Source organism: Sulfuricurvum sp. IAE1, from assembly GCF_004347735.1.
Lineage (GTDB): Bacteria > Campylobacterota > Campylobacteria > Campylobacterales > Sulfurimonadaceae > Sulfuricurvum.
Map to the genome: position 1 here is coordinate 19,361 of NZ_SLTI01000024.1, position 12,036 is coordinate 31,396.

The 12,036-nt window shown below is 53.5% G+C and carries 10 protein-coding genes; 3 read left to right on the plus strand and 7 right to left on the minus strand.

The features are described 5' to 3' along the window. Window positions 1–4 precede the first annotated feature (4 nt). Window positions 5–1,198: a peptidoglycan DD-metalloendopeptidase family protein gene (locus E0765_RS04350; RefSeq protein WP_165921661.1), complete on the minus strand. Its 1,194-nt coding sequence runs from the start codon at window positions 1,196–1,198 to the stop codon at window positions 5–7. A 134-nt stretch (window positions 1,199–1,332) separates the two neighbouring features. Between E0765_RS04350 and E0765_RS04355 the strand changes: the two genes are divergently transcribed. The 3 genes from E0765_RS04355 to E0765_RS04365 are packed head-to-tail and all read left to right on the plus strand — an operon-like array spanning window position 1,333 to window position 4,328. Continuing rightward, window positions 1,333–2,127 (plus strand): plasminogen-binding N-terminal domain-containing protein, encoded by a 795-nt coding sequence (locus E0765_RS04355; RefSeq protein ID WP_165921662.1) that lies wholly within the window; start codon window positions 1,333–1,335, stop codon window positions 2,125–2,127. A 2-nt stretch (window positions 2,128–2,129) separates the two neighbouring features. Beyond that, window positions 2,130–3,515, plus strand: coding sequence for an FAD-linked oxidase C-terminal domain-containing protein (locus E0765_RS04360; RefSeq protein WP_132812005.1), 1,386 nt, complete (start codon window positions 2,130–2,132; stop codon window positions 3,513–3,515). 3 nt (window positions 3,516–3,518) lie between these two features. Next, complete coding sequence (locus tag E0765_RS04365; protein ID WP_132812006.1) at window positions 3,519–4,328, plus strand: YihY family inner membrane protein; 810 nt, start codon at window positions 3,519–3,521, stop codon at window positions 4,326–4,328. Here the strand turns inward: E0765_RS04365 and E0765_RS04370 are convergent. From E0765_RS04370 to E0765_RS04395, 6 genes are all read right to left on the minus strand, one after another. Then, a complete protein-coding gene (locus tag E0765_RS04370) occupies window positions 4,275–5,537 on the minus strand; it encodes a ComEC/Rec2 family competence protein (RefSeq protein ID WP_132812007.1) in 1,263 nt (420 codons plus the stop codon). The two genes, E0765_RS04365 and E0765_RS04370, sit on opposite strands and share 54 nt — an antisense overlap. Window positions 5,538–5,539: 2 nt before the next feature. Further along, a complete protein-coding gene (dnaB, locus tag E0765_RS04375) occupies window positions 5,540–8,020 on the minus strand; it encodes a replicative DNA helicase (protein ID WP_132812008.1) in 2,481 nt (826 codons plus the stop codon). Window position 8,021: 1 nt separating this feature from the next. After that, entirely contained in the window at window positions 8,022–9,083 is a 1,062-nt protein-coding gene (gene ispG / locus E0765_RS04380) for a flavodoxin-dependent (E)-4-hydroxy-3-methylbut-2-enyl-diphosphate synthase (protein WP_132812009.1), read from the minus strand. A 19-nt stretch (window positions 9,084–9,102) separates the two neighbouring features. Further along, complete coding sequence (locus E0765_RS04385) at window positions 9,103–10,953, minus strand: primosomal protein N' (protein ID WP_132812010.1); 1,851 nt, start codon at window positions 10,951–10,953, stop codon at window positions 9,103–9,105. A 34-nt stretch (window positions 10,954–10,987) separates the two neighbouring features. Next, entirely contained in the window at window positions 10,988–11,428 is a 441-nt protein-coding gene (locus E0765_RS04390; protein WP_132812011.1) for a type II secretion system protein, read from the minus strand. A 147-nt stretch (window positions 11,429–11,575) separates the two neighbouring features. Then, complete coding sequence (locus E0765_RS04395) at window positions 11,576–11,917, minus strand: type II secretion system protein (protein WP_132812012.1); 342 nt, start codon at window positions 11,915–11,917, stop codon at window positions 11,576–11,578. Between the last annotated feature and the right edge of the window lie 119 nt (window positions 11,918–12,036).

Here is a 12,036-nt window from a genome sequence, read left to right on the forward strand (position 1 = left end):
TCGCTTAGAACGGTTTGGGTTTGAGCGTCTCGGTGTCTACGTAATAAGTTTCGTGAAAATCGAAATAGGGTTTGCGCACCGGTTTTTTGGTCAATGCGGCTTTGAACTCCCGGTCCATTTTGTTGCGGATCGCCTTGAAGGCTTTGGCCTCTTTTCCGCTGAACCCTTCCGTTTTTTTCTTCATGACGGTGAGCGGGTCGATAGGGGTACTGCCCCGGTACATCCCGAAATGGAGGTGGGGGCCTGAAGAGAGGCCGGTAGAACCGACATAACCGATAATCTGCCCCTGCTTGACCTTGGAACCCGATTTTATCCCGGACTTGAACGACTTTTGGTGGGCGTAGAGGCTGGTAAGACCGTTGGAATGGCGGATCTTGATCGTTTTCCCGTATCCGCGCGAATAGCCCGCAAAGCTGACCCGTCCGTCTCCGGTAGAGAGGATGGGCGTACCCGGACGGGCGCCGAAATCGACCCCGAGATGGGCGCGGTAACGCTTCAATACCGGGTGGAAACGGCTTTTGGTAAAACGGGAGGTGATCCGGGGATTGCGCATCGGAAGTTTGAAGATGAATTTCTCGTACTGCGCCCCTTTTTCATCGTAATAGCGTCCGTCGGTATGGCGGTAGACGGCGTAGCGTTTTCCTCCCACTTCGATCATCGCGCCATGCACTTCGGGCATCGAAAAGGGTTTACCCAGACGGTATTTCTGGGTATAGACCATGACGATGGGGTCCCCTTTTTTGATCCCTTTGCGAAAGTCGACCCGCCCTTTGAACATTTTGACGAACACCGACGCGAGATTTTTCGATCCGGTCGTTTTGAGGATGTCGTCGTAGGGGATCGTTTGCAGCGGAAGATAGAGGGTCTCTTTGAACTCTTCGCTGATAATCGGGATCACCTTCATCTTGTACCCTTTTTTGGGAACGTAATAAATCTGCAGCTGCAGTTCGTCATTGACGGGGATCAGAATCTGGCGTATGATGTTTTTGCGATCGACGAGCAACTGGCAGTTGGCGTTGTACGGGATGTCCTCGGTGAGTTTCTGGTCTTCCTTGTCCATGTTGTAGTAGACCGAGAGAGGGAGTTTTTTACGTTCCAGAAAACTCAAAAAACTCTCTCCGTCTTTCCATTTGAACGGCTTGACTACGGCACCGAAAAGGAGCATGGGCAATAACAACAATGCGAAAAAACGACCCATTCTCATCCTTCGGCAATCTACGCTCCCCGCACCGACGCGCGGAGAAAAAAGAAATAAATAATAGCAAAAATTCCATTTACAAAGACGTGTTAAGCTATAATCGCCCATATTTACTCTACGAAAAGGTTACCATGATGCGCATCTGGTTTATTTCCCTGGTCACATTCGGCGCCCTTGGCGCTTCACCCATCTCCACCCCGCTGCTTGACGTCCAAAACGACCGTGCTGCCGTCATGGGCAAAGAGCTTCGGCCCGGGATGAGCGGGTTTATCGTCCGCCATCTCGACGCGTCGCACAGCACGATCATCGCCAATGCCCTCGTTGAAGAGACCAACCCCTCAAACGGCCGTGCGCTCTTGCGCCTCAGCGAATACGACGGCATCCACCAAGACTCGCTCCCCGGCGGAAACTGGCAGCCAAAAGCGGACGATGCCGCGGTTTTGGGATACGACTATTCTCGGGCAATGCTCATCGCGCCCAACGACGACACCTACGATGCGATCACCAAAAGCATGAGCGGCGTCGAATGGGTTCATCCCGACATTTTTACCGCCTATCTCTCCCGCGAAGGGCATCCTACTCCCACGACCGAGGATTTCCACCGTTACTGCACGTCCAACTCGATCGGTCTGCTCTACATCCAAAGTGCCGAAACCCTTTTCACCCTCGACTGCAAAAGCTTTACCTATCTCCAGAGCGCTCCTTCACGGTCGGTATCGGAGAAGAGCGTGGTGCCGTTTTACACCCGCGTTCCGACGATCCGGGCGGCATGGTTCGGCGAGGGAAGCTCGCGCATGGAGAGTTACGAACCCCATTATCTCGAAGCGATCGTTTTAAACAATTCCAAGAACCGTGAGCTATATGAGTTGTTCAAAGCGAAATTTAGCGATAAAAGTGCACTATTGCGCCATTTCGACCTGAAGGAATAACGATGCTCTCACCCAGCGCAATCGAATTTTTTACCCATCTTCTGGGAAAAGAAAACGTCTACAGTGACAAGGCCCACCTGATCGCGTACAGTTACGACGCGACCCGCGAACGGTTTGAACCCGACGCCGTTCTTTTCCCCCGCCATGAACAAGACGTCAGCGACATTCTCAAATACTGTAACAAACACCGTATCGTAATCGTCCCGCGCGGTGCGGGGAGCGGTTTCACCGGTGGAGCGCTTCCGGCCCACGGCGGTATCGTACTGGCGTTCGAAAAACACATGAACAAAATCCTCGAAATCGACATGCAAAACATGGTTGCCGTCGTTCAGCCGGGGGTCATCAACAAAGAACTTCAGCGTGCCGTCGAGGAGGTGGGGCTGTTTTATCCGCCCGATCCCGCCAGCCAGGAGTACTCCACGATCGGGGGAAACGTCAATGAAAACGCAGGCGGCATGCGCGCCGCCAAATACGGCATCACGAAAGACTACGTCATGGCGATCCGTGCCGTCCTTCCCAACGGCGATGTCATCAAAGCGGGGAAACGAACCATCAAGGACGTCGCGGGATACAATATTGCCGGGATCCTTATCGCTTCGGAAGGGACACTGGCCGTCACTACCGAAGTGACCCTTAAACTCCTCTCCAAACCAAAAATGACCAAAACCGCGATGGGGATCTTCCCGACCGTCAAAGACGCGATGGAAGCGGTGTACAAAACGATGGCCAGCGGGGTTACCCCGGTGGCGATGGAGTTTCTGGACAATCTCACCATCCGCGCGGTCGAACAGGTCTATTCCAAAGGGCTCCCGGTCGAAGCCGGGGCGATTCTCGTCACCGACGTCGACGGCAATCTCGAAGAGGACCTTGATTTCCAGCTGGGAGTCATCGAACGGGTTTTCCGCGAAAACGGATGCAGCGATTTTCGAATCGCCCAAAACCAGCAGGAAGCTTCGGATTTGTGGTTTGCCCGTCGCAACGCGAGCCAGTCGCTTTCGGTTTACGGAAGCAAAAAGCTCAACGAGGACGTCACGGTTCCCCGCTCCGCACTCCCCGAGCTGCTCGAAAAATTCTACGCCATCGCCGACAAATACGGTATTAAAATCCCCTGCTTCGGACATACGGGGGACGGCAACGTCCATACGAACGTCATGGTCGACGGCAAGGACCCTGAACAGGTCAAGATCGGGTACAAAGCGATTGAAGAGGTGTTCCAGGCAACAGTCGACCTGGGAGGGACGCTGAGCGGCGAACACGGTATCGGACTGGCCAAAGCCCCCTATATGCACATGGCCTTCACCTCCGAAGAGATGGCGCTGTTCCAGTCGATCAAACGTGCCTTCGATCCCAACAACATCCTTAACCCCGCCAAGATGGGACTTGAATAACGGATGGATTACCGAACGGCATGGCGGCGGACGCGGCTTTTTTTCCTGATGCTTTTCGACCGTGACATCACGGTCTATGCGTCCAGTCTCAGTTTCTACACGATTTTCACGGTCGTCCCGCTGCTGATCATTTCGCTGAGCCTTATCGCCAACGTTCCCGTTTTCGAAGAACAGTACGCCAAAATCCAGATTTTCATTTTCGAAAACATCATGCCGGTCCATACCGCGGCGATCGCCGGGTACCTTGAATCATTTTTCCAAAATTCGGTTCAGCTGGGGATTATCGGATTTACGACGATGGTCGTCTCGTCGATGCTCTTTTTCCAAAACTTCGAAAACATCGCCGAAAAGATTTTCAAAGCCCCTCCCCGCCGATTCTGGGATGCACTCACCACCTACTGGACCCTGATCACTCTCACCCCCATCGTCCTCATCACCTCGATGAGCCTGCGTTCGTATATCCAGACCTCCTTCGGCGGTGAATGGATCGCCACCGTGTTGTCGGTTTTCCCTTTCCTGCTGCTGTGGGGGATCTTTTTTATCATCTACAAAATCGCGATCAACGCCGAAGTCTCCACCAAAGCCGCGGCGTTCAGCTCGTTCGTCGTCGCGCTGGTGTGGGGAGTCGCCAAGAACAGTTTTGTACAGTACGTTTTTATGAACCACACCTACGCGACAATGTACGGTTCGTTTTCTTCGCTGATCTTTTTCTTCCTGTGGATCTACGTCTCGTGGATTATCGTCATCTACGGGATGAAACTATGTTATCTGATAAACCGCGCCGCCAAACACCGCGCCGCCCGTCACCCCTAACGCCCAAAACGCCTCTTTGCGGACCATCGCCGCGAGGGCAAGAACGACGCTTGCTATCCCCGCCCACATCGGAACGTACACCGTTCGCACATCCCCCCATTCGAACAGTGCGATCAGATAGGGGTCGAACCACGATGCCCAGGGGGTGAGATGAAGCGCCGCTACAAGTGGATAGTAAAGGTTGAAGAGCAGTGCCAGCGGAATCGAGGCGATATGAGCCCAACCGAACTTCCCGAATACCGCAAGGGAAACGGGGAGGAGCACCAGATAGCACCATACGTGTAACGCCAAAAAAATCTGCCACGGCTTCCAGTGTTCATAATGACGCAGAAAGACGAAAATCGACAGTACGCCGAACGCCGAAAACCAGAAGCCGAGGGCGAAAAAGAGCCTCGGCCAAAACGCCAGCAGCAAAATCACCGCGATGAGCAGGGTCTGGAAGGAAACGATCCGTATGCCGCGGTCATACAGCCAGTACCCCACAACGAGCATCCCGAACGCGCGTACCATTGCAGGATTGAACTCCAGCGCCCACAAATAAGCGAACAAAACGGCTGCCACTACCCCAAAAAGATCCCGATGGCCGTGACGGTAGGGAAAATAACGGCTTTGAACCCATCCATAAGGTCGGCGTAGGAGGAAATAAATGATGAGGGTAATGATGCCGTAATGGTAGCCGCTGATCGAGAGGATGTGGCTCAGTCCCATCGCGCCGACGAGCTCCTGAAGTTCCTGCGAAAAGGGGGTTGCCACGAAAAGCGCCCCGTAGAGCTCTTTCATCCATATATCGTCGTGCATGGACGCAATGGCGCGGTACCCTTTTTCTTTGAGGCTTAGCGGCGGATAGACCTCTTCGATCACGGCTTGAGCCCGGAATCCCCGCAGATAATCAAGAAACGAGAGGTGTTTCACCTTCAGTTCCAGCAGCACTTCCCGCCCCCGCAAATCCCGCAGATAAGGGCTCATCGCGCTTCGTACGGCCGCTCCTCCCTCCAGGCGGAACTTGATCGATGTTTTGGGCATATCCCCGATCAGGCGGACTTCCTGATCGATCACCGCGGCACGCACCAGGGGATCGTCGAAACGGGTCAGTTCGCGGTAGCCGTAGTATTCCCATGCAAGAGAGACAAAAGCGATGAGAAAGGCTAATGCGGCAAAAACGAAAGCACCGGAGCGATCGAACAGTTCGACCCGCTCCAGCACCCTCATCGCTAAATCACCGGCATCGAGACGATTTCGTCTCCCTCGACGTTCATCGTCGCGCTCTTCATATCGATGTTTTCATACACAATCTGTGCGGCGCCGAACGTCGGGCGGTCGACGAACCGGGTAAACTTCTTCTGGAACATCAGCTTCACATGCCCCGTCGGCCCGTTACGCTGCTTGCCGATGATGATTTCGGCTTCCTCTTCCTCTTTTTCGACGTACTTGGAGATAAACTCTTTTCCGGCGGCAATCGCCTCTTTTTCCCGCTCTTTTTCCTCTTTGTAGAGGTAGACGTCGTTACGGTAGACGAAAAGAATGATATCGGCATCCTGCTCGATCGATCCCGATTCGCGGATATCGCTGAGCATCGGACGTTTGTCCGCGCGCGATTCGAGGCTCCGGTTGAGCTGTGAAAGGGCGACGATGGGGATCCCCAGTTCCCGCGCCAGCATTTTGAGCCCCCGCGAAATCTCACTCACCTCGAGATGGCGGTCTTTCCCCCCGGTGCCGTTCATGATCTGGAGGTAGTCGATGACGGCCAGTTCAATCTCGGGATGACGGCTTTTGAGCTTGCGAAGTTTGGAACGGAGCTGATGGATGTTGACCGATCCGTGGTCATCGACAAAAAGCTTGGAATGGCGCATCTTCTCCACCGCATCGTTGAGCCGTTTCCACTCCTCGGCGTTCATGTCCCCGACCCTCAACCGCTGCAGCTGGATCGACGTCTGGACACTTAAGAGACGGAGCATCAGCTGTTCGGCGGGCATCTCTAGGGAGAAAAACGCGACTCCGCTCCCTTTGTCGAGGAGGTTTTGAACCATGTTCAGCGCAAACGAGGTGTTGTGCGTTACGGTCATATCTTCGAGTAAAAAGCGGTGATTACCATCAATTACGAACCCATAATAATCATCAATTCGATCTGCTTCGACCTTGATACCCGTATGCTTCACGTCTCTTGTAGTTTTTCTCTTCCTTGCTTTTTTACGTTCAATTTTGACGGGTATTTGGTCTAAATCTCCAGCAATACGTATCCTGTATACTGTTGTTTCATATCCAATAGATTTTATTGCTGCTTTTTTTGGAACCAGTGACGCTCGAAAACCAAGCGTATCGATAAGATACTTTATTTGGCGAGCCAATGCCTCGTCTTTCTGAACTATTTCAAAAACATGGTACCGATCGTCATAATATCCGTCACTGTCAATCAATCCAGCAAGAAGCTCAAGACGATTGTGACGACTGTTGCGAATATACTCATGAGGAATATACTTATTGTCAAGCAGATTCATCTCACGTAGAACCGCCTGAAGAGAAAACTTTTGAGATTGATCACCCCCTCTATGCCCAGAAGTAATCGAATAGGTTGGGCATTTTCCTTCAGAAGCTACTTCCGTTACTTTCAAGCCTAAATTTTGTGCATATCCTTCAAGATACTCGACGATTTCTCTATCTTTAGTTGCAATAGCTACATTGCTTTTAGTCCCATCTCCAAGCCATATACCCAGAAAATAGGGATCTACCGCACAAGACTGTTCATCAAATTCAATCCCTACCTTATACCCTTTGTAATTGTTTTTGAATTTATCAGAACGTGAAATATAATCCCTGAGTGAAATATCAAGAACGTCACCATGTTCATGAGGCCCTTCTTTGCGACTTCGCTTTAAGGACAGAATATGCGATTCGTTGACACGATAATCAATTCCTTTATTCTGTCGAATCCAATACATCATTTCGCGTCCGCGTGCCAGCGAAAGAACTTTTCTTGGTTTTGAATCATCTCCCATTAATAAATCGCCCGTCTTGACTTCTTCGACGTTCTTAAGCGTTCCGTCAAACATAACGACTTTAGTCCCTTTCCCTAGACATTTCCCCATCGCCGGACGCGCCGCGATGATGACCAGATCCCCTTTTCCAAATCCCGTTGTCATTTTGTTCAGTTCCGCATACCCCGTATCGACGCCGACAAGTACAGCGTCACCGCGCGCTTTCATCTCCTCGATGTAACGCATCGTCTCATCCGTCACCGTCGGAGCGTCCTTGAAATCGGTCGCCTGCGAGCTTTGGGTGATTTCGTAGAGCTTTTTCTCGACGAGATCGACGACGTCGGTTCCACCGAGCTCCTCTTCGAGGGTCACGCGCTTGATTTCGGTAGTCAGCGTCAGGAGGTGGCGCTTGATCGCCTTGTCCTTGATCTCCTGGACGTAGGCTTTGGTGTTGGCGATCGGGTTGGCGGTAAGGATCTCGACCATCACCCGCTCGTCAAACTGCCCCTTCGCGTTCAGCTCCTTCTTGATAAACTCTTCATCGATGGGAAGATCGCGATGGGAGAGGGAGAGCATGGAGCGGTAAATCTCCTGGTGTGCCGCGAGATAAAAATCTTCGGGGCTCAGCACCGCTTCGAATTCATCAAACTGCGAAGGGTCGAAAATGATCGAACTGAGGATCGAGCGCTCGAACGCCAGGTTGTACAGGGATTCTTCCATATTACTCTTCCTCTTTCGCCATTTTCTCAACTTCTTCCACAAAACGCTCGACCAGCTTGTCCTCTTCGAGGCGGGCGACCACCTCCCCCTTGACCATCACAAGCCCCGAGCCTTTGCCGTAAGCAATCGCCACGTCGGCGTGCTTGGCTTCGCCGATCGCGTTGACGACGCATCCCATCACCGAGAGGTCGAGCGGCTTTTTGATATGCTTAACCCGCTCTTCGATCACGCTGACCGCACTCACCAGATCGGCTTCGATTCGGCCGCAGGTGGGGCAGGAGATGATGTTGGGGCCCTCTTTGGCGACGCCACTGTCTTTGAGAATCGCGCGGCCTACGCGAATCTCCTCTTCGAGTTCCCCCGTGATGGAGACGCGCATCGTATCGCCGATCCCCTCCAGCAACAGCGTCCCCAGCCCAATCGCGCTTTTGATCGTCGCGTGAAAGGCGGTCCCCGCTTCGGTCACTCCCAGATGGAAAGGGTAGTTGTTTTTGGGCCGAAGCAGCCGGTAGGCTTCGACGGTGCGCTGGACGTCGCTGGCTTTGAGAGAGACTTTGATGTCGGTAAAACCGAGATCTTCGAGAAATTTGATGTTGTATTCGGCCGAAGCGACCATCCCCTCCGGCGTCGCCCCGTAGCGCTGCTCGAACTCTTTTTCCAGACTCCCCGCATTGACCCCGATCCGGATCGGGATATTCCGTTCCCGGCACGCTTTGACCACTTCCCGGACCCGGTTTTTCTCCCCGATGTTTCCGGGATTGATCCGGATGCAGTCGACGCTTTCGGCGGCGATGAGGGCAAGTTTATAATTGAAATGGATATCAGCGACGAGGGGTAGCGATATCTGCTCTTTAATCGCTTTGAGCGCCAGGGCGTCCTCTTCGTCGGGGACGGCGACGCGGACGATATCGCATCCGGCGAAATGCAGACGATTGATCTGCTCCACCGTCGCGGCGACGTCCGCGGTGCGCGAATAGGTCATCGACTGCACCGATATCGGCGCATCCCCGCCGATCGCGACGTTTCCGACAAAAATCTGTTTGGTAGGATAGCGTGTAATCATGGGGCGATTATACCATGAATTACGTGAACTCGACGGGGTCCATATCGATCTCGCACAGAGGCGATTTGACGTATCTGAGCGCACGGATGAGTTCGGTGCTTTTGTCGCTGCGCAGCAAAATCTGAAAACGGTATTTATTGCCGATCTTCTCGATTGCGGAGGCACCATGCCCGATTACCTCGACCGTTTTAATCCCCTCGAGGACTCCAAGCGCCTTCTCCATCTGCGTTTTCGCTTTAAGAGCGTTTTTGTCGGCGTAGAGCAACCGGGCCAGTTTTTTCGTCGGCGGATAGCGCCCTTCGCGCATTCTCAGCTCCTCTTGCAAAAACACTTCGTAATCGTCGAGGTAACGGCGGAAAAAATGTTCGTTGAGACTCTGGACGTAAACCGTCGCTTCCCCTTTGCGGCCGCTGCGTCCGGCGATCTGTATCAGCAGCGAGAGGGCCCTCTCCCGTGCTCGGTAATCCGCCTGGGCCAGGAGGTTGTCGATCCCCATCACCACGGCGAGGGCGATATCGTGGTAATCGTGCCCCTTCGAGAGCATCTGGGTTCCCACCAGCAGGTCGATTTCGCGGTTGTTGAACGCTTTGAGGGTCTTGACCAGTTTGTTCTGGGTCGTAATTTTGTCCCGGTCAAACTGCGCGACGCGCAGACCCTCTTCCAGCGCTTCGAAATGTTCGACCGCCTCGGCGGTCCCAAGGCGCGAGGTTTCGAGGCTGCCGCTTTGACATTTGGGGCATACCGATGGGATCACCTCGGTGTATCCGCAGTAATGGCATTTGAGGGCGCGGGCGTTTTTGTGCAGGCTCATTCCGACGGTGCAGAACGGGCACTCGACCCTATAGCCGCACGTGCCGCAGACAAGGTATTTGAAATTGGCGCGCGTCGGGATAAAAACGATCCCCTGGTGCCCCGCGCGGTAGTTTTCCCGTACCGCCGCATCGATTGCCGGGCTCAGGGCCTCGATGGAAGGTTCGAACACGAACCGCCGCTGCGAGCCGAAATATCCCCCCCGCAGACGGAATGCCGGAAATTTCGCATAACTTGACAAACTCGGGGTGGCACTTCCCAGCACGACCGGGATCGAGAGCTCTTTAGCGATGTAAACGGCCATATCGCGGGCATTGTAACGGGGGCGCGAAGAGGATTTGTAGCTCTCGTCGTGCTCTTCGTCCACGACGATCAGCCCGAGGTCCGGAATCGGGAGAAAAAGGGCCGATCTGGGCCCCGCGACGATCCGGGCAGAGCCGTTGTCGATTTTTGCCAGCGCCTCTTTTTTCTGTTTGGGGGTCATTTTCGAATGCCACAAAACCACACTTTCGCCAAAATGGTTCCGAAAACGCTTTTCCATCTGGGGGGTGAGGGAGATTTCGGGCAAAAGCAGCAGACACCGTTTCCCCAGCGCCAGCACTTCGTCCATCCGCTTCATGTAGATCTCGCTTTTGCCCGCACCCGTATCCCCGAACAGCAGCGATACGCTATGCTTCCGGATAAACGCGAGCGCTTCCTCCTGCTTGGGCGAAAGGGTGATCGTCACCGCGCAATGCGGCTCCTCACCGCTTAGATTCTCTGTGATGTTTCGGGAGGCATAGGGGACAAACAGGTTGAGCGCTTCACCCAGCGAACAGCCGTAATACTCCGCCATAAAAGCCGCCGTGCGCATCTGATGTTCCGCATAACATCCGGACGCAACGGCGGTTATGCCCAGCGTTTCAAACGCGGGCCGATCGACCGCCTCGACCACCGTCCCCTCCATCGCCCGACCCGAAAGGGTTGCACCGACGACGTCCCCTTTTTCAAGCGGCGCATCGTGCGAATAAGTGAGCGGTTCAAGCGGGGAGCCCAGCAGGGCGATGCGGTAAAAATGCACGGTTATCTTTGCTTTATCAGGAAATGGTGAAAATTCAGTCGGTCAGACTTTGGCACAGGGCCGAGGCACGATCGCACGAGAACGTCCCGTTGGCGCGGGTATAGGTGAACGTCGCCGTCCCCCCCGCTGCCTGGTAGGTGTAGGTATTCGCCCCCGTTTTCATCCAATGACCCGGTCTGTTCGCCGATACGATCCCATAGGTTAAGATGCCGTTGTTGTTAAACAACGTCACCCCTTCGGTGTTTTCGGCCGCGCCGTCGAGCGATGCGATAAACGTCGTATCCCCCGTCAGTAAGCGCCCCTGCCGTTCGCTGATGATCCCGGCGCGTATCGCGGCGACGTCGCTGCGCCCTTTCGAGACATGGGCATCATCGCGGGTCGCACCCAATCTGGGGATGGCAATCGCCGCGAGAATCCCCAGCACAACGATCACAAATACCAGTTCGATCATCGTAAACGCATTTCTTTTTTTCATGCTAACACCTGCTGTGGGGCTGATTTAAAGTAAAATCGGCATATCAATCTGTTCGATATCATACATCCCGATTATACTTTATAAGAGGTTAAAAGAGGGATGTTTTTCCGGCTCGAAAAGCCGAAAAAACAGTAGTACTTAGATCTATCAGCGAGTAACTTGCTGTCCGCCGACGACGTGAGCACCGTTTACGCTGGCATCAATGGTACCGGTAATCGTCAATGTATTCCCGGCAATTGTTGCAGTACCAGCCGCCAGATCGTTCGCAGCTGCGCACGATTCGATCGTTGTAAGATCAGTCGGTACTGTCCCGGTTGCCTGCGCTACCGATGCAACGTCACTGATACATGTTCTTGCGTTCGCAAGCAATGCCGATTGTGTCGCATCGTCACGCGTTGCCGCCAGACGGGGAATCGCAACCGCCGCCAAAATACCCAGAATAACGATCACGAAGATCAACTCGATCATAGTAAAACCAGAACGTTTCATGGTTTACTCCTTTTGTATGAATGAAATGTGCATTACCCTTGTAACGCTACAGTGATTATGAACCCATTTTTCTTAGAAAATGTTGAATTTAAACAGAAACCGACAATCCTTGATGTGAC